This window comes from uncultured Mailhella sp. (genome assembly GCF_944324575.1).
Classification (GTDB): domain Bacteria; phylum Desulfobacterota; class Desulfovibrionia; order Desulfovibrionales; family Desulfovibrionaceae; genus Mailhella.
The window spans coordinates 24220-46067 of record NZ_CALUWV010000011.1; the positions used below are offsets into that span (position 1 = coordinate 24220).

The 21848-nt window shown below is 58.8% G+C and carries 19 protein-coding genes and 2 pseudogenes; 6 read left to right on the forward strand and 15 right to left on the reverse strand.

What is annotated here, in order from left to right; genetic code table 11:
- Nucleotides 1-19: 19 nt before the first annotated feature.
- From hisA to der, 12 genes and pseudogenes are all read right to left on the reverse strand, one after another.
- Nucleotides 20-757 (reverse strand): 1-(5-phosphoribosyl)-5-[(5-phosphoribosylamino)methylideneamino]imidazole-4-carboxamide isomerase, encoded by a 738-nt coding sequence (gene hisA, locus Q0J81_RS02560; protein WP_294445873.1) that lies wholly within the window; start codon nucleotides 755-757, stop codon nucleotides 20-22.
- Nucleotides 754-1389, reverse strand: coding sequence for a nucleoid-structuring protein H-NS (locus Q0J81_RS02565; RefSeq protein ID WP_294445874.1), 636 nt, complete (start codon nucleotides 1387-1389; stop codon nucleotides 754-756). The genes hisA and Q0J81_RS02565 overlap by 4 nt, the downstream gene beginning before the upstream one ends.
- A complete protein-coding gene (locus Q0J81_RS02570; RefSeq protein WP_294445875.1) occupies nucleotides 1389-1991 on the reverse strand; it encodes an imidazoleglycerol-phosphate dehydratase in 603 nt (200 codons plus the stop codon). The genes Q0J81_RS02565 and Q0J81_RS02570 overlap by 1 nt, the downstream gene beginning before the upstream one ends.
- Complete coding sequence (gene tatC, locus Q0J81_RS02575) at nucleotides 1988-3235, reverse strand: twin-arginine translocase subunit TatC (RefSeq protein ID WP_294445876.1); 1248 nt, start codon at nucleotides 3233-3235, stop codon at nucleotides 1988-1990. The genes Q0J81_RS02570 and tatC overlap by 4 nt, the downstream gene beginning before the upstream one ends.
- A gap of 127 nt (nucleotides 3236-3362) precedes the next feature.
- A pseudogene (tatB, locus tag Q0J81_RS12285) lies at nucleotides 3363-3524 on the reverse strand (Sec-independent protein translocase protein TatB); the annotation flags it as partial.
- 128 nt (nucleotides 3525-3652) lie between these two features.
- Nucleotides 3653-3928, reverse strand: a complete 276-nt coding sequence (locus Q0J81_RS02585; RefSeq protein WP_294445878.1) for an MGMT family protein — start codon at nucleotides 3926-3928, stop codon at nucleotides 3653-3655.
- Nucleotides 3929-4098: 170 nt separating this feature from the next.
- A complete protein-coding gene (locus Q0J81_RS02590) occupies nucleotides 4099-5469 on the reverse strand; it encodes an MATE family efflux transporter (protein WP_294445879.1) in 1371 nt (456 codons plus the stop codon).
- A 253-nt stretch (nucleotides 5470-5722) separates the two neighbouring features.
- Nucleotides 5723-7282: a glutamine-hydrolyzing GMP synthase gene (guaA, locus tag Q0J81_RS02595; protein WP_294445880.1), complete on the reverse strand. Its 1560-nt coding sequence runs from the start codon at nucleotides 7280-7282 to the stop codon at nucleotides 5723-5725.
- A 63-nt stretch (nucleotides 7283-7345) separates the two neighbouring features.
- Nucleotides 7346-8803, reverse strand: coding sequence for an IMP dehydrogenase (gene guaB, locus Q0J81_RS02600; protein ID WP_294445881.1), 1458 nt, complete (start codon nucleotides 8801-8803; stop codon nucleotides 7346-7348).
- Between the two features lie 452 nt (nucleotides 8804-9255).
- A pseudogene (locus Q0J81_RS02605) lies at nucleotides 9256-9744 on the reverse strand (DUF1269 domain-containing protein); the annotation flags it as partial.
- Nucleotides 9745-9906: 162 nt separating this feature from the next.
- Nucleotides 9907-10344, reverse strand: a complete 438-nt coding sequence (locus tag Q0J81_RS02610) for a GNAT family N-acetyltransferase (RefSeq protein WP_294445882.1) — start codon at nucleotides 10342-10344, stop codon at nucleotides 9907-9909.
- 158 nt (nucleotides 10345-10502) lie between these two features.
- On the reverse strand, nucleotides 10503-11927 hold the full coding sequence (der, locus tag Q0J81_RS02615) for a ribosome biogenesis GTPase Der (protein WP_294445883.1): 1425 nt from the start codon (nucleotides 11925-11927) through the stop codon (nucleotides 10503-10505).
- Nucleotides 11928-12218: 291 nt separating this feature from the next.
- Here der and Q0J81_RS02620 point away from each other — a divergent pair, with 291 nt between their 5' ends.
- From Q0J81_RS02620 to Q0J81_RS02645, 6 genes are all read left to right on the forward strand, one after another.
- Nucleotides 12219-13484, forward strand: coding sequence for an AMP-binding protein (locus tag Q0J81_RS02620; RefSeq protein ID WP_294445884.1), 1266 nt, complete (start codon nucleotides 12219-12221; stop codon nucleotides 13482-13484).
- A gap of 492 nt (nucleotides 13485-13976) precedes the next feature.
- Nucleotides 13977-14357 carry a RidA family protein gene (locus tag Q0J81_RS02625; RefSeq protein WP_294445885.1) on the forward strand — a complete coding sequence of 127 codons (381 nt, stop codon included), beginning with the start codon at nucleotides 13977-13979 and terminating at the stop codon, nucleotides 14355-14357.
- Between the two features lie 171 nt (nucleotides 14358-14528).
- A complete protein-coding gene (locus tag Q0J81_RS02630; RefSeq protein ID WP_294445886.1) occupies nucleotides 14529-15716 on the forward strand; it encodes a dicarboxylate/amino acid:cation symporter in 1188 nt (395 codons plus the stop codon).
- Nucleotides 15713-16525, forward strand: coding sequence for an amino acid racemase (locus Q0J81_RS02635; RefSeq protein ID WP_294445887.1), 813 nt, complete (start codon nucleotides 15713-15715; stop codon nucleotides 16523-16525). The genes Q0J81_RS02630 and Q0J81_RS02635 overlap by 4 nt, the downstream gene beginning before the upstream one ends.
- A 13-nt stretch (nucleotides 16526-16538) precedes the next feature.
- Nucleotides 16539-17537 (forward strand): D-cysteine desulfhydrase, encoded by a 999-nt coding sequence (locus Q0J81_RS02640; RefSeq protein ID WP_294445888.1) that lies wholly within the window; start codon nucleotides 16539-16541, stop codon nucleotides 17535-17537.
- Nucleotides 17538-17863: 326 nt separating this feature from the next.
- The gene (locus tag Q0J81_RS02645; protein ID WP_294445889.1) at nucleotides 17864-18535 is read left to right on the forward strand and encodes a GntR family transcriptional regulator; all 672 of its coding nucleotides are present in this window, start codon (nucleotides 17864-17866) and stop codon (nucleotides 18533-18535) included.
- A 178-nt stretch (nucleotides 18536-18713) separates the two neighbouring features.
- Here the strand turns inward: Q0J81_RS02645 and Q0J81_RS02650 are convergent, their stop codons facing one another.
- From Q0J81_RS02650 to Q0J81_RS02660, 3 genes are all read right to left on the reverse strand, one after another.
- Nucleotides 18714-19796 carry a L,D-transpeptidase family protein gene (locus Q0J81_RS02650; protein ID WP_294445890.1) on the reverse strand — a complete coding sequence of 361 codons (1083 nt, stop codon included), beginning with the start codon at nucleotides 19794-19796 and terminating at the stop codon, nucleotides 18714-18716.
- 152 nt (nucleotides 19797-19948) lie between these two features.
- On the reverse strand, nucleotides 19949-21247 hold the full coding sequence (gene purB / locus Q0J81_RS02655) for an adenylosuccinate lyase (RefSeq protein ID WP_294445891.1): 1299 nt from the start codon (nucleotides 21245-21247) through the stop codon (nucleotides 19949-19951).
- A gap of 8 nt (nucleotides 21248-21255) precedes the next feature.
- Nucleotides 21256-21576, reverse strand: coding sequence for a zinc ribbon domain-containing protein (locus Q0J81_RS02660; RefSeq protein WP_294445892.1), 321 nt, complete (start codon nucleotides 21574-21576; stop codon nucleotides 21256-21258).
- Nucleotides 21577-21848: the final 272 nt, after the last annotated feature.

The following is a 21848-nucleotide window of genomic DNA, read 5'->3' on the forward strand; positions in this document are numbered from 1 at the left end:
ATGTTCAGTGGAAGATGAATCAGGCTTTCTGCGCCTTTATCCAAGCCATGGCTTCGGGCAGGTTCAGGGTGCCTTCATAGATGGCACGGCCGGAAATGGCGCCCTGAAGGTTGGCCTTCACGCTGAGCGGATAGAGGGCCTTGATGTCTTCCAGCGTAGCAACGCCGCCGGCAGCCACCACAGGCACGGGACTCGTCTCGGCCAGATGGGAGAGCATGGGCATGTTTACGCCGCTCTGCATGCCGTCGCGGGCAATGTCGGTATAGATGATGAAGGCCGTGCCGTCGCCCACGAGGCGGGGCATGACTTCGTCCACGGTGAGGCCTGCGTCGGTCACCCAGCCGCGGGTCTTGAGACGGCCGTCCACGGCGTCGAGGGACACGCCGATCCTTCCGGGAAACAGCGAACAGAGTCTGGCGTATTCCTGCGGTTTTTCCAGCGCCATGGTACCTATGATGAGACGCGTGACACCGGCGTCGAACCACATGCGAGCGGCGTCTTCGTCACGCACGCCGCCGCCGAGCTCTATGGGAATGTCGAGCCGTGCGCTGATGCGTGCCACAAGATCGGCGTTCACGCTTCTGCCCTGAAAGGCGCCGTCTAGGTCGATGAGGTGCAGCCATTCCGCGCCCTGCTCCTGCCAGTGCAGTGCAGCGGCTACGGGGTCATCGCTGAACACCGTGGACTCGTCGGCTTTGCCCTGCTTCAGTCGAACGGCTTTGCCGTTCTGAAGATCGACTGCGGGAAAGATGATCATAAGCCGAACTCCTTTACGGCCTTGTCCATGCCTTCGGCCGCGAGTTCCTTGGCCGTGACCCATCCGCCGCCGCGCTTGAAGAAGGTGCCTATTTTAGTGATGTCGCTGGCAAGGGGTTTCTGTTCTTCGGCGAAGTGACAGCGCATGACAAGGCTGACCGGTTCGCGTGCGTCGATGAGATAGAAATCCTCGTTGACGGCGGCTGCGGAAACGACGCCCGCCTTGCCGCCTACGCGCTCCTGCATGGTGATGATGTGCGGCACCACGATTATGTCCGCACCGACGGCTTTGGCGCGTTCGGCCCAGGTGATGAGAGCGTTGCGGCGACCGCGGGAATCTCTGGCCATGTCGCCCTGAATGTCGGCTTCGGACAGAAAGACGTAACGATGAAGATCGGGATGGAGTCTTTCGCGGAACAGAGCGTCAAGTTCGTTCAGCGTCTGTTCGGAAATCCTTTTCTGGTCTTCGGGAATGAAGCCGGAAAGAAGCTCGGTAGTCTGTGTGGGCTGCGTGAAGGGTGCAACGGCCACGACGAGATCGGGCATGATGAGGCGCTGCTGTTCGTCGGCCTTCTGGCAGCCGGCCAGCAGGCAGAGGCAGAGCAGAGCGAGAAGAAAATGGCGGAAATGCATCAGTCAAGACTCCCCTTGGTGCTGGGCATGCGGTCGTCGCTGCGTCGTACAGCCTGCGCCAGCGCAAGTCCCAGTCCCTTGGCGGCGGATTCCAGCAGGTGATGTCCGTTTTTGCCGTACTGGAACGAGATGTGAAGATTGCACTGTGCCGCGGAGGCCAGAGCCTTGTAGAATTCCCGCCACACGTCCTTTTCCTCTCCGGCCATGACCGGGGGAAGCAGCTCGTCGCCGCGGAACTCCAGCCACGGGCGGCCCGAAAGATCCACAGTGACGTCGGCAAGAGCCTCGTCCATGGGAACTCTGGCCCAGCCTGCACGTGCTATGCCCTTACGGTCGCCGAGCGCTTCGCGCAGCGCTTTGCCGAGGCAAAGTGCCACGTCTTCGGCGGTGTGATGCGCGTCGATGTGCATGTCGCCGGAGCAGGTGAGGTACAGATCGAACCTGGCCCAGAATGCCAGAAGCGTGATCATGTGATCGAGCATGCCGAAGCCGGTCGACACGGTGGTCTGTCCCGTGCCGTCCAGCAAGAGTTCCAGCCTGACGGACGTTTCTCCCGTGGAACGCGAAAGTTTTGCGCTGCGGATGGCGTCTTCAGTGATCATGCCTCCTCCTTGTCGTCCTTGTTTTCCGGCTTGTCTTCCTTCTTCTTATAGGCCATGGCCGACACGTATATGCTCACTTCATAGAGAAGCAGCATGGGAATGGCCATAAGGCACTGGGAAAACACGTCGGGAGGCGTGAGAATAGCGGCCACGATGAAGATGACCAGAATGGCGTAGCGCCGGGAACGACGCATGAAGGCCGGAGTGAGCAGCCCGAAGCGCGACAGAAAGTACGCGAACAACGGCATTTCAAACACCACGCCGAAAGCTATGAGAAGCTTGAGCGCAAAGCTGAGATATTCTTCCACCGAAATCATGGGCACGATGGTTTCGGAGGCAAAGCCCATGAAAAACTGGAAGGCTATGGGGAACACCAGAATGAAGCAGAACGCCGCGCCCGCCAGGAAGAAGATGGAGGAGAAGAAGGCGAGCGGAAGCACGGCCTTTTTTTCCTCACGGTACAGTCCCGGCGCGATGAACGCCCAAAGCTGATAGAAGGTGAAGGGACTTGTGCCGAACAGCGACGCCACGAGCGCTACCTTCATGTAGGTGAAGAAGGCACCCTGAGGAGAGGTGTAGATGAGCTTGCTGCCTTCGGGCATGCAGGCCTGAAGCGGTGCGGAGAGAAAGGCGTACAGCGGTTCGGAAACGCCGTAGAACGCCACGAAACCGAGCACGACGATGATGACGATGCGGAACAGGCGGCGGCGCAGCTCGTTGAGATGGCCTATGATGCTCATGGGCACGTCGTCTTCCGCGCCTTCGGGTTCCTCGTCGGGCTCCTCACTGTCGGGCGTTTTTTCCGGAGCCTGAAACGCGGCAAAGGTCGGTGCGTTTTCGTAGGGGGGCACGGGCTCCCGGACTCCTGCATCCGTATCGCCGTTTTTTTCCGTATCCGTTTCTTCCGGACGGTCGCCGGAGTTTTCGGCAAAGAGGTCAAGCGGGCCGTGAGGACTGCCGTCTTCCGAAATGTCATCAGGCTTCGCCGGGCTGTCCTCGTTCTTCGGCTCGGCGTCGTTCTTTTCTTCAGAGGAAGAAGCCGCAACCATATCGTCGCCGGTCACTTCAGAATCGTTGTCCCCGGCGTCAGAGGTGTCCGGCTCTTTGGACGGAAATTCGTGTCCCGAGGCTGCGGCCGTCGCTGCCGCAGCATAATAGGAGGCGAGATCGGCCTTCGTCTCCGCAGCGTCGTCATGTCTGTTTTCCCCGCTGGCCGGGGACTGGGAAATATCTTTTTCTTCCATACCGGTGAACCGTTCAGGCCTTGTTTTCCGTGTCCGTAACAGGACTGCCGGTCGTACCGGACGTCGCCTTTTCACTGCTTGCCGCCGCCTTTTTCGCCTTGGCCTTTTCCGCCTCTTCCTCAAAGGCTATTTCCGTATTGAGCGTACGCTGAAACTCCGTGGACACGCGTCTGAATTCTCCCATGGCGCGGCCGAGCGTATGCGCGATCTTGGGCAGATTCTTGGGTCCGAGAACGAGAAGGGCCACGACCAGGATGACCAGCAATTCTGTGCTGCCGATGCCAAACATCTATAAAAACTCCTCAAGAGGGTTGTCTCTCCGTCAGCCTTGGACGGTAGCATATCGTTGGTATGCCTTCAAGTGCATCCTTGGCTTGCACAGGCTGCGGCGGGGCTCCGCCTGGCTTTGCGCTGCACTCAGGCTTCAAAATGCGGGCGCAGAACGCGTCCCTTGCCATCGAAGTTCACGCCTTCCTGTTCCAGAAGGTTCTGCTGGCGTTCGCCGCAGGGAAGGCTTCCGTCCTTGCGTACAACGCGTTGCCACGGCACATCCTTCGGGCAGACGTGAAGCGCCCAGCCCACCTGACGGGCCATGCGGGGATTGCCGGCCAGAAAGGCGATCTGTCCGTAGCTTATGACATGGCCGGGAGGCACGGAGCGCACGATGTCGTAGACCTGTTCGAAGAAGTTCATGGCAATGCGGCTGGAAGGTGAGATGTGACGGTGAAGGAACGCTGTCAGAAATGACGTTCCATGACAAGCTTTTCGTCGTTTTCGTGCACGACGCAGAAGCCCGTTCTGCGGTAAAGACGGCGCGCGGGACTGTTTTTCTGTGCGGAGAGCGAGAGCGCGAAAGCCTGTTTTCAGCGTCCGCCGCGGATTGCTGCCTTTTTATGACCGTTACGCAGCGAGGAGGCCATGTTCCACCAGGCGAAAAGAAAAGTAAGGGAACTCAGCGTCCACGTGGCGGGATAGATCCAGTAGATGGTGGCGATGGTGGGGAAGAATGTCATGAGTGTGGAGAGCGTGCCCACGCGTACGACGCACCAGCAGATGAGTATGATCGCCATGGCAAACAATGGTCGTCCTGCGCCGCGGAACGCGGCGGCAAGGCAGTGCGTGCAGGCGGGCAGAACATAGAAGGGGGCGGCTACGCGGGCATAGTCGGCGCCGAGGCGGATGACTTCAGCGTCGGTGCTGAAAACAGCCATGAGTTCGTCACGCCATAAAAAGACGCCCACGCCGATGAGTCCGGCCAGAATCATGGAAAGGGCGAGGCCGAAGCCCATGCCCGACCGGACGCGCAGGGGGTGACGGGCTCCGGTGTTCTGTCCCACAAAGGTGGCAAGGGCAAGCGCCAGGCTCATGACCGGAATGAGGCAGAAGCCCTCAATTTTCTGATAGGCTCCGCATCCTGCCATGGCTGCGGGGCCGAACAGGTTGATGTGGCTTTGAATGACCACATTGGACAGGCCGATGACGCAGTTCTGCATGCCGGAGGGGAAACCGTATACGGCAAGCGGCCGCAGGCAGTGGGCGTGAAAGCGTATGCTGCGCAGGGAAAGATGGCAGGGCGCGCTTGCCCGGCACAGAACGAAGCCGCAGAGCAGCGCGGAAAGAAGCTGGGAAATGACGGTGGCCGCAGCGGCCGACCAGACGCCCCAGTGACAGAGACTGATGAAGGCCACGTCGAGAACGACGTTGACGACGGAGGAAAGTACGAGAAAGTACAGGGGATAGCGACTGTTGCCCACGGCCTGAAGGATGCTGGCAAGAACGTTGTAGATGACGAGTCCGAGGGAACCCGCAAAATATACGCGCAGATACTGGGCCGTTTCCGCAAAGATATCGGTCGGGGTGTTCATCCAGCGCAGAATCTGCGGCGTGAACAGAACGCCGAACGCCGTGAGGAAAAGTCCTGCTGCCATGCCGAAGGCCACGAGCGTGTGGACCAGGTGGCGCATGTCCCGGAAGCGTGCCGCACCGAAGGCCTGTGCGATGACTACCCCCGCACCGAGACTGATGCCGTTGATGAATCCCACGAGCAGGAAGATGAGGTTGCTTGTGCCGCTTACGGCAGCAAGAGCATTTTCGCCGAGAAGATTGCCCACAATGAGGGAGTCGGCGGCGTTGTAAAGCTGCTGGAAAAAATTGCCGATAATCAGGGGCACGGCGAAGAAGGTGATGGCCTTCCAGATGGAGCCCGAAGTCATGGTGTTCTTTGTCGTGCGCATGAAGGCATCCGGAAAAGTGCTGCGTGGCAGAGAGGACTGGCAGCGTGAGATTCGAGCCGAAAATCCGGCGGCATGGGCATTGACGGATTACAGGCGTGCGTTTTGCAAAAGGCATGATTGCGACTGCCCCGGTTGAGACACCGGTTCTGCCATGCTCCTCCCGGGTGTCTGCAGAAGGGAAGGGGCGGCAGGGCGTTCTCTGGAGTTCAGGCACAAAAAAGCCCCGGAAGCCGGGCTTCCGGGGCCGGAATGCCTATTCCCACTCGATGGTTGACGGCGGCTTGGAGGAGATGTCGTACACTACGCGGTTGACGCCCTTCACCTCGTTGATGATGCGGCCGGAAATTCTGGCCAGCAGATCAGCGGGCAGACGCGCCCAGTCGGCGGTCATGGCGTCCACGCTTTCCACGATGCGCAGAGCGATGACGTGTTCGTAGGTACGGCCGTCGCCCATGACGCCCACGGTCTTGAGCGGCAGAAGAACGGCAAATCCCTGCCATACCTTGCGGTACCAGCCGGAGGCGCGCAGTTCTTCCATGACGATGACGTCGGCCTTGCGCAGGATCTCAAGACGGGGCCTGGTCACTTCGCCGATGACGCGGATGGCAAGACCCGGACCGGGGAAGGGATGACGCCACAGGATGGATTCGGGAATGCCGAGTTCCGCGCCCACGGCGCGCACTTCGTCCTTGAAGAGCTCGCGCAGCGGTTCGATGAGCTTCATGTTCATCTTTTCCGGCAGGCCGCCCACGTTGTGATGGCTCTTGATGACGGCGCTCGGTCCCTTGTAGGACACGGATTCGATGACGTCGGGATACAGGGTGCCCTGAGCCAGGTACTTCACGTCGTGACCGGCGTCCTTGATGGCCTTGGCTTCCTTGTCGAACACGTCGATGAAGGTATGGCCGATGATCTTGCGCTTCTTTTCCGGGTCGTCCACACCGGCAAGCAGGTCGAGGAACAGATCGGAGGCCTGAACGTACTTGAGGTTCAGGTTGAAGTGTTCGCGCAGGTAGCCCACGACTTCTTCGCCTTCGTTCTGACGAAGCACGCCGTTGTCCACGAAGATGCAGTGCAGCTGCTGACCGATGGCCTTGTTGAGCAGCACGGCCACAACCGTGGAATCCACGCCGCCGGAAAGGGCGCAGATGACATGGCTGTCGCCCACGGTTTCTCTGACCTGCTTAACCACGCGTTCCACGAAGGAGCTCATGGACCAGTCAGGAGTGATCTTCGCCACCTTGAAGAGGAAGTTCTGAATCATCTGCGCGCCGTCCTCGGAGTGATGCACTTCGGGATGGAACTGCAGGGCATAGATGCGGCGCTCGTCGCAGCTCATGGCGGCTACGTCGAGCGTGGCGGTACGGCCGGTGACGATGAAGCCAGGGGGAGGGGTCTGTACCTTGTCGCCGTGGGACATCCACACACGGGAGCTTCTGCCCTCGGCGAGGGATGCTATGCCGTCCCACAGCGGGCAGTCGGCGACCTTTTCAAAGTCGGCGGGACCGTATTCGCGGGTTTCGGACTGGGCGAGCACGCCGCCGAGTTCATGGGCGAGAAGCTGCATGCCATAGCAGATGCCGAGCACCGGCACACCGAGCTCAAGAAGTCCCTTGTCGAGACGGGGAGCGTCTTTTTCGCCCACGCTGGCGGGGCCACCGGAGAGGATGATGGCGTCGGGATGCATGGCGGCCACGGCGCTTGCGGACGTGACGCAGGGATGAATTTCGGAATATACTCCGGCCTCGCGCACGCGACGGGCGATGAGCTGGGTAACTTGGGAACCGAAGTCGAGAATGATGACTTTGGACATGGGCTTTCCGGAAAGTTGAGGCCCTGCCTCGCCGAAATCAGGGGAAGCAGGGCCGTGTTGCTTTTAATTTTCCACCTTGTAGTTGGGGGCTTCCTTGGTGATGATGACGTCGTGGACGTGGCTTTCACGCAGACCGGAGGCGGAAATTTCCACCATATGGGCCTTCTGATACAGCTCATCCAGCGTGGAGGCTCCCAGGTAGCCCATGCCGGAGCGCAGGCCGCCCACGAGCTGGAACACGGTGTCGGACACCGGACCGCGCGCAGGCACGCGACCCACGATGCCTTCAGGCACCAGTTTCTTGGTGGGGTTCTGGAAGTAGCGGTCGGCGCTGCCGGCGCGCATGGCGTCGATGGAGCCCATGCCGCGGTAGGTCTTGTAGGCGCGGCCCTGATAGAGAATGGTTTCGCCCGGGCTTTCGTCGGTACCGGCGAGCATGCTGCCGATCATGACGGTGTGGGCGCCGCAGGCAAGCGCCTTCACAATGTCGCCGGAGAACTTGAGGCCGCCGTCGGCGATGCAGCAGCGGTCGGCTTCACGGGCGGCGCGGCTGCCTTCCATGACGGCCGTCACCTGAGGAACGCCCACGCCGGCCACCACGCGGGTGGTGCAGATGGAGCCGGGGCCGATGCCGACCTTCACGGTATCCGCGCCGGCCTTGATGAGGGCCTTGGCGCCTTCGTAGGTGGCTATGTTGCCCGCGATGAGCTGGCAGTTCGGGAAGGTGGTGCGCAGCATTTCCACGCTGCGGAGCACGTTGGCGGAATGGCCGTGAGCGCAGTCGAGCACGATTACGTCGACGCCGGCGGCGAGCAGCTCGGAGGCACGGTATTCGCAGTCCTTGCTGATGCTGACGGCGGCGCCTACGCGCAGGCGGCCCTTGTCGTCCTTGCTGGCGTTGGGATACTGCTGCACCTTGTCGATGTCCTTCATGGTGATGAGGCCGCGCAGCTGGCGGTTTTCATCCACAACGAGGAGCTTTTCGATGCGATGGGCGTGCAGGTGATGCTTGGCTTCTTCAAGCGTGGTGCCCACGGGCACGGTCACGAGGTTTTCGCGGGTCATCACTTCGCAGACAAGCGTGGTCTGCGGTTCGGTGACGAAGCGTACGTCACGATTGGTCAGAATGCCCACGAGGGCGCTGTTCTTCACCACCGGCAGACCCGAAACGCGGAAGTCGGACATGAGGTCGAGGGCATGCTGCACCGTGTCGTCGGGAGCGACGGTCACGGGGTCGAGAATCATGCCGCTTTCGGACTTCTTGACCTTTTCCACCTCGAGGCGCTGGCGGGCGACATCCATATTCTTGTGAATGATGCCTATGCCGCCCTGACGGGCCATGGAAATGGCCATTTCGGCTTCCGTTACGGTATCCATGGCGGCAGAGATGAAGGGTACGCCGAGCTTGATGCTGGGAGTCAGCCATGCCGACACGTCGACCATGTCCGGGGTGACTTCCGAATATTCGGGAACCAGAAGGACATCGTCGAATGTCAATGCCTTGCCAAGCACAGTGGCCATATGTTTCCTCCGGAGTTGGATTAAAATCGGAAAAAGATAGGTCAGGATATCGAGGTGCTCTGTACCTGTCAACAGCGCAAATCATGTCAGTCTCACGCAGTTTTCGGCGTGACGGAAAAAGGTCGTGAAAAAGGCCGGAAAGCGAACTTTCCGGCCTTTGCGTCGTGACGGAAATGGATGAAGGATCAGCAGCGCAGGTTCGATCCCTGATTGGAATTGCGGGAAATGGTTTCTTCCGCGGCGTCACATTCTGCAGATTCTTCTGCGGGTTTTTCTTCGACTTCATCGCAGCGCAGGTTGGAATCGCGGCTGGAGCTTCTGGAAATGGCCTCTTCTGCGGCGTCGCATTCGGCGTCATCCTTCGCTTCTTCGACGGAATCGCTGCAGCGCAGATTGGACGCCTGGCTGGAATTGCGGGAAATGGTTTCTTCTACGGCGTCGCACTCATGATCTGAAGACGCGCCGTTCATGGCGTTGCGCAGCCGCTGTTCGTCCTCATGAGAGAGCGAGGTCTGAATGATGGTTCCGCCCGTGCCGGCAAGTTCCTGAAGGGCCTTGTCCATGGTGATGCTGCGGAAGAGAATGAACAGCATGGAACCACCGGGCTTGAGCTTGCTGCCGAGTTCCTTCATGAACTGGTCGTCGATGCCCACGTCGGCCAGAGCGCCGGAAATGGCTCCGGCCCCGGCTCCAACGGCGGCGCCGAGCAGAGGATTCATGAAAAGCAGACCTATGAGGAGGCCCCAGAAACCGCCGGAAACGGCTCCTGCGCCCGTAAGGTTGTGAAGCTGAAGCAGCTTTATCTTTCCGTCCTGCTTGCGGACGGCGATCACGGCGTCTTCCAGATCGACAAGATATTCCTGCTGCATTTTGAGAAGCCGCAGACGTACTTCTTCAGCCTGAAACTCATTGGGGTAGGCAACGACGACAAGAGTACTCATGGAACCTCCTTTTTTTATAGAGGTAACATGGCTGCTGGCAAAAAGCTATGAGTATGGTGAAGAAATATGCAGCGGGTGTGAAGTTATTTTCTGCACCAGTAGATTGGTCGTGCTTTGATGTGGCGGCCTTTTAGAAGAAGATGCATGGGAAAAAAAGAGCGTTTATTCTCTTGTCATATGAAGAATGGGGAAGGGCAGGCCGAGGCCGTCGGTTTCGCTTCGTCCGGATACCGTGAATCCCTTATGCAGATAAAAGCCGACGGCCTGAGGGTTCTGTTCGTTGACGTCGAGCCGACGTGCGCCGCGATTCATGGCTTCACGAAGCAGCGCGCCGCCCGTGCCCTGTCCTCGAAAACGGGCGTCGACGAAAAGCATGTCCACGCACTCGCCGTCCATGCCGAGAAAGCCGACGGGCCTTGCCTCTTCCGTGGCGACGAAAAGTACGGGAACCTTGCGCAGACAGTCGAGAACGATCGGTCGGAGCAGAATGATGTCCTGATTGGACAAAAAGTCGTGTGTCGCCGTTACCGAGGATTCCCAGACGAGCAGAAGACAGCCGAGCAGAGATTCCGGGCGATCTTTTCGTTCTTCGATGGTCATGAAAACTCCGATGCGTGTTGAGGGCTCAAAAAAGACGTGCCGGAGCGAAAAAGTCGGACAGCATAATGCGTCCTGCGCTGGGGAAGGGGCGTTTGTTCCGGCTTTTGGGAAAAGGCAGCAAAAAGGGCCATGAAGGTGTAATCTTCATGGCCCTGCGATTACTTCTTTTCTCTCTTTGCGTGGGCGGAGCGCAGGTGCAGACGCATGGGGGCATGGCGTATGCCGAAGATGCGCCGCAGAGAACGTTCCAGATAGCGGGCGTAGGAGGGAGCCACGCGATCGGCGTCGTTGACGAAGCACACAAAGGTCGGCGGCTCGCTTTCGGCCTGGGTGAGATAGAAGAACTTGGGGCGCACGCGGCGTACCACGGGAGCCTGATGACGGGTAAGCGTTTCTTCCATCGCGCGGTTGAGCAGACCGGTGGACACGCGGGTGCCGCATTCGGCGTAGATGCGCTCGGCCAGCGGAATGAGCTTGCCGAGACCCTCGCCCGTGCGCGCGCTCGTGGGGACAAGCGGTACGTGGTAGCAGAAGCTGAGTTCTTCCTGAAGATTCTTCATGAGCTCGGTGCGCGCCTTCACGGGAATGAGGTCTATCTTGTTCACGATGATGAGGAAGGGCGTCTTGCGCTCGTCGAGAAGCTCGATGAGGCGCTTGTCCTGGGTGGTGAGGCCTTCGGTGGCGTCCAGCAGAAGGAAGGTCACGTCGGCCTTGGTGGTGCTCTTGAGCGAGGAGTTCACGGAAAAGCGTTCCACCGTGTCCGTGATGCGGGAGCGGCGACGCACGCCCGCAGTGTCTACGAAGGTGTAGGTCTTGCCGTTCTTTTCCACGGTCACGTCCACGCTGTCGCGCGTAGTGCCGGCCTGATCGCTGACGATCATGCGGTCCTCGCCGATGAAGGCGTTCGTCATGGAGGACTTGCCCGCGTTGGGGCGACCGAGCAGACACAGACGCAGATGATCCGTCACCTTGCGGCGGCGGATGCCGGGCTTGTCGCGGTCTTCCTCCAGGTCTTCCTGCTCTCCGCTTTCTTCCTCGTCGCCGAAGCCATCGTCTTCGGGCAGCATGTCGCGGATTTCTTCCTCGAGCGCGCGCAGGTTGTGTCCGTGTTCCGCAGAGCAGGCGATGAGGGGAAAGCCGAGTCCGTGGAACTCCGCAAGCATGAGCTCTTCCTTTTCTGCCCCGTCTACCTTGTTGACCACCAGCAGAATGGGCTTGTCGCAGCGGCGCAGATAGGAGGCCAGGTGTTCGTCAAAGGGCATGAGACCGTCGCGGCCGTCCACTACCATGCAGATGACGTCGGCTTCCTTGAGCGCGGCCTCGGCCTGACGCAGAATGTCGGCTTCAAAGCCGCGGATGCCCGCGGGGCCTTCGGCCACAGCCTGATGATGGTCGAGCGTGATGCCGCCCGTATCAACGATGGCGAAGTCACGGCCGTAGCGGGAGCGCACCACGCCTTCCATGCGGTCGCGCGTCACGCCGGGACGGTCGTGGGTGATGGCGCGGTTGCTGCGGATGAGGCGGTTGAACAGGGTGGACTTGCCCACATTGGGGCGACCCAGCAGAACGACTTTGGGCATCATGGGCGCACACCTCGAGAGTGTCTGGAGTTAAGGCAGGCCGTGCGGCCGCCCGTGCATGAAAAGGGAGCATCGGACAGAACGGAGGGAATCTTTTACGCTCAACTGCGCCGTCTGTCCAACATTTTTAGAATACCCCCTCTGAACAGAGGAAATCAAGCGAAGAAAATTTTTCATGTAACTATTTGAAATATCATAAAAAATAAAAAAATCCTTGCAATATTCCGCTAATTCGTCTATAAAAATCGTTCTTTCAGCTACAGCATAGACATTTCCATATAACGGAGTTCCGCCATGACCCGCAAAGATCGTACGGAAGGTATTTACAGCCGTCGCGAAGTGCTCGACGAGAGCGAACGCCGCCAGTACAACCTCATTCAGCTCAAGGATCTGCTTTCCTACGCCTACCGCTACTCGGAAGACGTGAAGAAGCGTTTCGACCGCGCGCAGTTCAACGTTGAGAAGTTCAAGACCCTGTCCGACCTCAAGCACATTCCCATCCTTAAAAAGAAGGAACTCATCTTCCTGCAGACCATGGGTCCCCGCCTCGGCGGTCTGCTTACCAAGGACATCGGCGAGCTGCGTCGCGTGTTCCTTTCCCCCGGCCCCATCTTTGACCCCGAAGACCGCAACGACGATTACTGGGGATACACGGAAGCCTTCTATTCCGTGGGCTTCCGTCCCGGGGACGCCGTGCAGGTGACCTTCAACTACCATCTCGCGCCTGCGGGCCTCATGTTTGAGGAGCCCCTGCGCAATCTTGGCTGCGCCTCCATTCCCGCCGGTCCTACCGACGCCGCCACGCAGCTTGACATCATGCAGAAGCTGCGCGTGTCCGGCTACGTGGGTACGCCGAGCTTCCTCATGCATCTTGCCCAGCGTGCCGAAGAAAAGGGACTCAATCTGCGCAAGGATCTCTTCCTTGAAGTGGCCTTCGTCACCGGCGAGCGTCTGTCGGAAAAGATCCGCAGTCAGATGGAGAAGAAGTACGACATCATCATGCGTCAGGGCTACGGCACGGCCGACGTGGGCTGCATAGGCTACGAGTGCTTCCAGAAGAACGGTCTGCACATTTCCAACCGCTGCTATGTGGAAATCTGCCATCCCGACACGGGCATTCCGCTCAAGGACGGCGAAGTGGGCGAAGTGGTGGTCACCGCTTTCAACAAGACCTATCCTCTGATCCGTCTTGCCACGGGTGACCTCTCCTACATTGATCGTACGCCCTGCTCCTGCGGTCGTACCAGTCCCCGCCTCGGCAGCATCGTCGGCCGCGTGGACACCACCGCCCGAATTAAGGGCATGTTCGTCTATCCCCATCAGGTGGAACAGGTCATGGCCCGCTTCGAGGAAATCAAGCGCTGGCAGATCGAAGTCACCAATCCCGGCGGCGTGGACGAAATGGTGCTCTACATCGAAGCGAGCAACTTCAAGCGCAAGGAAGAGCTCCAGCATCTGTTCCGTGAACGCATCAAGCTGCGTCCCGAACTGCGCATCCTCGCGCCTGGCAGCCTGCCGCCTCAGATCAAGCCCATTGAAGACAAGCGCGTGTGGGACTGATGTCCGCAGGCTCTTCACACGCACGGTGTGAAGACGGCATTTTTGGGAAGGGCGGCCATCCTCAGGGTGGCCGCCCTTTTTTGGAAACGGCGTCGGGCGATAGATGTCCGCATCCCTATTTTTCGGTACAGCCAGCCCCCTGAAGTCGGACGAACTTCGGGATGAAGTCTTCCTGTCGGGCGCTCATGAAGAGAAGCGAAGCAGGAATCTCAGAGTCTGATTGAACGCTTTTCGGAGAAGAACCCCTGAACATGACGCCGTTTCCTTTTTCAGAGTTTCCGTCACCGTCATTCAAAGGAGGAAAAACATGATCCGCAGGCCCGCACAGCGACTCGTGCGTTCGGAAAACTGGGCTTGTTCCGACAGGCCGTGCGGATGGAAGCTGTGTTTTTTCAATGAATTTCCAGACAATCTTGACAAATGGCAGAGTTTTACTAAAAATATCGACATTCGACAAACTATTCGTGTCACCTTTCATTTTGTGAGGACATCATGGATATTAAAGTTGTTTCCACCACCGCGGCGCCTGCTGCCATCGGTCCGTACTCTCAGGGCATTCAGGCCGGAGGGCTGACGTTTTTCTCCGGACAGCTCGGGCTCGATCCTGCCACGGGCAAGCTGGCCGAAGGCGGCGTCAAGGCTCAGGCCGAGCAGTCGCTCAAAAACATTGCGGCTCTGCTTGCTGCCGTGGGTGCGACCGCTTCCGACATTGTGAAGACCACCATTTTTCTGGTGGACATCGCGGATTTTTCTGCGGTGAACGAAGTTTACGGCAAGTTCTTTGACGGCGCTTATCCCGCCCGTTCCTGCGTGGCGGTGCATCAGCTTCCCATGAACGCTCTGGTGGAGATCGAGGTCGTAGTGGCCAAGTAACTCTGTAACCGGGCTTTCGGCGCATGCCGAAGCCCGGTTTTGCTTTGCGTACAGGAGGACAGAAGAAAAAAGAAAAACGACGGCAGAGACCATTCGTGCCGCCACGGCGTCGAAACGCCTGATCGGCATGGATGCGAGAAGAATCCCAACGTGTTTACATTGAGAGTCGCCATGTCAACTCGTTCAGGTCTTCCCGTCCAGATGGGCATCGGTATGGTTCTCGGCATTGTGGTTGGCGCCATGGCTCCAACCTTCAACTTGGATGCAGGCTGGTTCAAGCCTCTCGGCGATCTGTTCATCACTCTTGTGCGCATGGTCGTGGTGCCGCTTGTGTTCACCACCCTCGTGGCAGGCGCGGCAAGCGTGTGCGACGTGAAGGAACTCGGGCGAGTGGCGTCGAAAACGATCCTCTATTATCTGCTCACGACGACTGCGGCCGTCATCATCGGTCTTGTGCTCGCCAATCTGCTTCGCCCCGGTCTCGGATTGACGCTTTCCATGGAAAACCTGCAGGTCAGGGACGTTTCCGCTCCTCCGCTCATCAAGGTGCTCATGGACATCGTTCCCCTGAACCCCATTGACGCTCTGGCCAAGGGCAACATGCTTCAGGTCATCTTTTTCGCCATGCTTTTCGGGTTTGCGCTCAGCATGCTCGGCGACAGAGGGCGTCCCGCCTTCGTGTTCTTCGATTCCTGTGCCGAAGTCATGATCAAGGTAACCGGCATTGTCATGCATTACGCGCCCATTGGCGTGTTCGGACTCATGGCCTTCACGGTGGCCAATCATGGCCTCAGCGTGCTTCTGCCGCTCATTAAGCTGGTCGGCGTCATGTATCTGGCCTGCATCCTTCAGATTATGCTGGTCTATCTGCCATGCGCCAGAATGTCCGGTCTTACGCCGCCCGTCTTTTTGAAGGGGCTTTCCGAGCCTCTCATGATTGCCTTTTCTACCTGTTCCTCCGCAGCCGCCCTTTCTTCCAATCTGCTTTCCGTGCAGAAGCTTGGTGCATCCAGATCTGTTTCCAGCTTTTCCATCCCGCTCGGCAATACCATCAACATGGACGGCGCGGCCATATTCGCTGCGGAAGTCTACGGCATTTCCATGCCTGTGGACAAGCAGCTCACCGTCATTCTGCTTGCGGTGCTTGCTTCCATAGGTTCCATGGGTGTGCCCGGCGCGGCCCTCATCATGATCACCATGGTATTCACGCAGGTGGGCATTCCGCTGGAAGCCATAGCCCTTGTTGCCGGTGTCGATCGCGTCATGGACATGGCCCGTACGTCCATCAACGTTCTCGGCGACGCCGCAGGCGCCGTACTGGTCTCCAGACTGGAAAACAACGGCGAGTGCAGAGAATGACCGTAGTGCAGCGTTTTTCCGATCATCTGCCTGTGCCCCGGACCATAGGCATTGTGGGAGGGCTTGGTCCCTACGCCGGCTATGACCTCGTGCGCAAGATTTTTCGATGGACGAAGGCCGGAGGGGATCAGGATCATCTCCCCATCATGCTGCATTCCTTTCCCGGATGGATTCCCGGACGCCCCTCCTTTCTTCTGGGGCAGACAGAGGAAAACCCCGGGGAGGACATAGGCGGCATCATGGAACAGCTCGCGAGGAATGGGGCGACCGTCATAGGCATGCCCTGCAACACGGCGCACAGTCCACGCATTCTCAATGTGGCGCTTGAACGTCTGCGGCGGACCGGCCTTGACGTAACCTTCGTATCCATCATTGAGAGTGCCGTGAGAGAGGTACGCGAACTCTGCCCCGGCGGAGGCCGCATAGGCCTCATGGGCACGGTGGCCACGCTGCAGACCCGCCTGTACCAGGATGAGCTGGAAAAGGCGGGCCTTGAGCCGGTACTTCCCGATGGGAACGACTGCGCCCTTGTTCAGCGCGCCATCAGCGATCCCGAGTTCGGGATCAAGGCTTTTTCCGATCCGGTTTCCCCGAAGGCGTGTCAGATCCTGCTTGATGTCGCGCATCGTCTTGTGGAGGAAAAGCGGGTCTCCGTAGTGCTCCTTGGCTGCACGGAAATTCCGGTGGCGGTCACTGAGTCCCGTCTGTGGGATGCTCCTGTCGTGGACGCCACAAGCGTGCTCGCTCGGGAACTGATCCGGGCCAGTTGCCCGGAACGACTCAAGGAATCCTCAACGTTTCAACTCTAAGGAAGGACACATCATGAATCTCGCCAAGTTCCCCCGTCGCGGCTATGTGAAGGAAGCCACTCCCATCGAATATCTCCCCAACTTTTCCAGAGCTCTGGGAAATAAGGTCAACGTCTATATCAAGCGTGACGACCTTCTTCCCGGCTGCGCCGGAGGCAACAAGACCCGTAAGCTGGACTTCTGCATTGCCGACGCTCTGGCTCAGAGGGCGGATACGCTCATTACCTGCGGCGCCGTGCAGTCCAACCACTGCCGTCTGACGCTTGCCTGGGCCGTGCACGAAGGCCTTGACTGCCATCTGGTACTTGAGGAGCGCGTGAAGGGCAGCTACAACCCCGAGGCGTCGGGCAACAACTTCCTCTATCGTCTGCTCGGCGTGAAGAGCATCACCGTGGTGCCCGGAGGCTCGCCCATGATGGAGGAAATGGAAAAGGTGGCGGAAAAGCTGCGGGCGGAAGGCAAAAAGCCCTATATCATTCCCGGCGGCGCCTCCAACCACATCGGCGCTCTCGGCTATGTGTCCTGTGCGCAGGAAATCATGCAGCAGATGTTCGACATGGGGCTGAACTTCGACCATCTGGTGGTGCCGAGCGGCAGCGCCGGAACTCATGCCGGCATGATTGCAGGTTTTTACGGCAACAACATGAACATTCCCATGTCCGGCATCGACGTGAGCCGCCCCGGCGACGTGCAGCGCGGCATCGTGCACAAGCTGGCCCAGGAGACGCTGGACTTCATAGGTGCAGGCATCACGCTTCCCGAAGACAAGGTGGTGTGCTTCGGAGACTACTATCAGCCCGGCTATTCCATACCCAACGACGGCATGGTGGAGGCCGTGAAGATGCTCGCCCGCACCGAGGCCATTCTGCTCGATCCCGTCTACAGCGGCAAGGCCATGTCCGGCATGATCGACCTTATCCGCAAGGACTACTTCCCGAAGGGCGCCAACGTGCTCTTCCTGCATACCGGCGGTTCTCCGGCTCTGTACGCGTACCTGCCCACCTTCCGCTAACGGTCGTCACTGTTTCGACGGGCTGAACGGTTCGCCTCCCTGAAATCTTCACGGTTTCGGGGAGGCTTTTTTTTCGAGTCTCAAACAGCGCGCACTTTTCAATTTTGAAAAAATTTGACACAATCTTTCGTTGAAGACCTTTTGTCCTCCGTATCTGCAGTATGGCCGAATGTCGACAGTGCGGAGTCTGTATGGAACGGGCATGACAACGCTCCGTCATGAATGTGACAGAACGGTCTTCGAGCCGTTCCGGGAGGATGTTGTTCAGATGCGGCGAGCTCTTTACCGGAAGGAGTGCCGTTCACCACGATACCACCTGTCATCCTATGCAGTTCAAAAAAGAAACATACAGTACCAAGGCCGCCGAATACATACGAAGTCTCATCCGCTCCGGGGTACTTTTACCCGGACAGCCCGTGCGCGAGGCACAGATATCGGAAAAGCTCAACATCAGTCGTGCGCCCATACGGGAAGCCCTGCTTATGCTGGCTCATCAGGGACTCATCTGTTCTGAGCCGCAGAAAGGCAAGCACGTTCGTGCCATGAGTGCCAAGGAAATTTATGACAGTTATGAGGTTGCGGGCATTCTTGAAGGGGCTGCCGTGGCACAGTCGCTGCCTTTGTGGACGCAGAAGGAGCATAATGCCTTTAATGAGGTAGTGCGCAGGCTCGACGAACAGGTGAACTATGCCGTGCATCCGGACACGCTTGCGGAAATAGACGAGGCCTTTCATATGACGCTGCTTTCCGCCTGCCCCAATGAGCGCCTCATCGACATTGCGCGCACGTCCTGTTCGTCGCTCGCGAAATTTCTGTACTATACCTACTGGCGTACGATGTTCACGCCCCGTGAGTTCTACGAACGCCATCATCTCATTGCCGAGACGGTGCGTGAAGGAGACGGCAGAAACATTGAAATGGTGCTGAGGCAGCACTATGAGGAGGTCGGCGTCCGCCTTTCCGAGCTTGTATACGACGAAAAGGAAGGCAGGTGCTGACGGTGGTCGACGCCTTTTGAGCTCTGAACCATGACGCCCGCGTGTTGCGGGCGTTTTTTTGTATGCAGCCTCTTTTGTCTTTGAGGCGTGCGACAAAGACGATCGGGCAGAGGTATTTTAAAGAGTCATGCGTCCGTGCGTCATGCGGCGCTTTCAGATGGGATTCGGTGCAGAACGCTTAGTTGTTGATCCACACCTCGCCAATGATGCGGAATTCTCCTTCTTTGTCGGGCATCCAGTACAGTGCCTGCACGCCGTGATGATACACGCCCTTGCGCTGATAGCTCTTGATGAAGCATGAGACCCAGTATCCTGGGCCGGCCAGCAGGCGTATTCCTTCGCGATCGAGAAAAAGGTCTTCCTGCCGCCGGAAGTCGGAGCGCATTCTTTTGCGCAGCGACGAGAATTTTTCCCGGCTGGCACGAGGGTAGTTCTGTCTGTCGTACATGTTGAAGATTTCTTCGGAGTTGTGCTGCCTGTTGTCCATCCAGAGCAGCGTCTGACGTAGCACCTTTTCATCGTCTCCCGAAGGCGCGGGAGAGAGCGTTCCTGCGGGGGAGGAGGGCTGCGCTGCGGCAAGCTCGCTCCCGGCGGGCAGAGGCTCGGGCAGTGTTTCGTCCGTCGAGGGCGGCGTCGCCGGAAGAGAAGGAACGCCGTCGTTCGTGCCGTTCATGCCGGACGGACCGGAAAGCGGCGCTTCCTTGGAACTGGAACCGGGCAGGGAGGCAAGAGGGGAGGGCAGAAGGAAGGGAGACCCCTCCAGGTGTTCGGCAATGACGACCGGCGTGCCCGGCGCAAGCAGATGCAGAAGATCCGTGAGTTCGTACTGATCTATGGCCATGCAGCCGCGCGTGGTGAGCCCCGTGATGGGCTGCCCCTTGCTGTGCAGCCATATGCCGCTGCCGGTCTTGCCGCGCAGTCTGTCCGCGGGATTGGGATAGTTAAGGTTGAAGGCGTGCGGCCCGTATTCCATGAAGTCGAGCTTCTGCGTGATCTTGTGCGTGATGAAGTACACGCCTTCGGGCGTGCGCAGGTCGCCTTCCTTCTGCTTGTCGCCCTCAAGGCGTCCGTGTATGCATTCGAACTGCCGGGTGACCGAGGGGGCGCCGCCTTCCGTTTCCACCTGAAAGAGCAGCTTGCGCGACTTGTCGGCGGCAAGGAAGTATTCCGGCGAATGGGAAGAGAGTCTGGCCGTCCATGAGGCGGCGGCCGGCAACGGCAGCGTCAGGCAGAAAAGCAGAAGAAAAAGGAGGCGGAACAAGGGAGTCTCCTTGGTTGAAATCGCAGGTGGAAAAGCACGACCGCCTTCTGTTTTTAAAGGAAAACGTCCGGGAAGACAATGGAGGACATGAAAAGAGCGCCGCTCCCGAAATGGAGAAAGCGGCGCTCTGTGATGAGGGAACGGCGTGCGGATTATTGTTCCGCAAGCACGCGGTCGATGATTTCCGACTCATAGCGGGTATAGTGCTTGATGTCGAAAATGGCGTCGAGCTCGGCGGGGGAGAGATGCGCCTGAATTTCCGCGTCGGAACGGATGAGGTCCGGGAAGGACTTGTGGGTTTCCCAGCTCTCCATGGCGCGCTTCTGCACGACCACATAGGCCTGCTGACGGGGCATGTCCTTTTCGATGAGGGCGGTGAGCACGCGCTGGGAGAAGAACAGGCCGTAGCTGCCCCACAGGTTGCGTTCCACGTTTTCAGGCAGGATGCGCAGGCCTTCGAGCAGACGGTTCAGGCGATGCAGCACGTAGTCCATGAGAATGGTGGAGTCGGGGGTAATGATGCGTTCCACCGAGGAGTGGCTGATGTCGCGTTCATGCCACAGGGCCTGGTTCTCCATGGATGCAAGAGAGTTGGAGCGGATGACGCGGGCGAGTCCGCACATGTTTTCCGCGGAAATGGGATTGCGCTTGTGGGGCATGGCCGAGGAGCCCTTCTGGCCCTTGGCGAAGCCTTCTTCCACTTCGTGCACTTCCGTGCGCTGAAGGTGACGCAGCTCCACGCAGATGCGTTCCACCGTTCCGGCCGCAATGGCGAGGGCGGTGAAGTAGTGCGCGTAGCGGTCGCGCTGCACGATCTGGGTGGAAATGATGTCGGCCTTGAGTCCGAGGAGTTCGCAGGCGCGGGCTTCCACAGCGGGGGTGATGACGGTATAGGTGCCCATGGCGCCCGAGAGCTTGCCGGTGCGGATGTCTTCAATGGCGTCGGCAAAGCGCTTCTTGTCGCGCATGAACTCGGCATAGAATCCGGCGAACTTGAATCCGTAGGTCACAGGTTCCCCGTGCACGCCGTGGGAACGGCCCATGCAGATGAGTCCCTGATGCTTGCGGATGAAGGTGCGAAGAGTGCCGAGCACGAGGTCGAAGCCGTCCATGATGATCTTGCCGGCTTCCACCATCTGCAGGGCCATGGCGGTGTCCACGATGTCGGAAGAGGTGCAGCCCAGATGAATGAATCGGGCCGAGGGGCCGATCTTCTGTTCAAGATAGGTAAGGAAGGCGATGATGTCATGACGGGTCACGGATTCGATTTCGAGGATCTTGTCCACGTCGAAGTCCACGTCCTGCATGATGTTCTTCAGGTCTTCATCGGGAATGACGCCCTGTTCGTTCCAGGCCTGGCACACGGCCTGCTCCACCTTGAACCAGTAGCGGTAGCGGTTTTCCAGTGTCCACAGTCCGGCCATTTCGGGCCGGGAGTAACGTTCGATCATGGTGACCTCTATTTCGTTCCGGCGGGCGTTTCCGCGCTTTTTGCGGGGGCCGGGCTTTCGGTTTTGGGAGCGGCGTCGCCTTTGTCTTCCGGTTTGGAATCGGACACGGAAGGCACTCCCTTGCTCTTGTCGAAAAGATTGCTGGTCCCGTGCCCGTAGGAGGAGGCGAACCAGCCGCCGCCCTTGAGAATGAAGGAGGTGTTGGACATGACCCGATGGCAGGGTGAGCCGCAGTCGGGGCAGTTCTGGGTTTCGGCATTATCGCTGGAGCGAAGCCATTCTTCAAAGGTTTTCCGGCAGTGCGGGCAGGCGTATTCGTAGATAGGCATGGGAAAAACAAAAAGTTTGTGCTGAAAAAAGGAACGGCGTGTCTGCAAAAAAAGCCGACACGCCGGAAAACTGACTCTGCAGCCGGAAGGCCGCAGAAACCCGCGAACCAGACTTACTTCTTGGCAGCGGCCTTGGCTTCACGGATGCGTTCCTTGATGCGCTGGGCACGACGATGACGGCGGCGATCAAGTTCCTTGGCGCGTTCAATCTTTTTATGGGCCATGAGATTGCTCCTTAAAAGAAAATGTATCCAGAAGATATAAACTCTCCG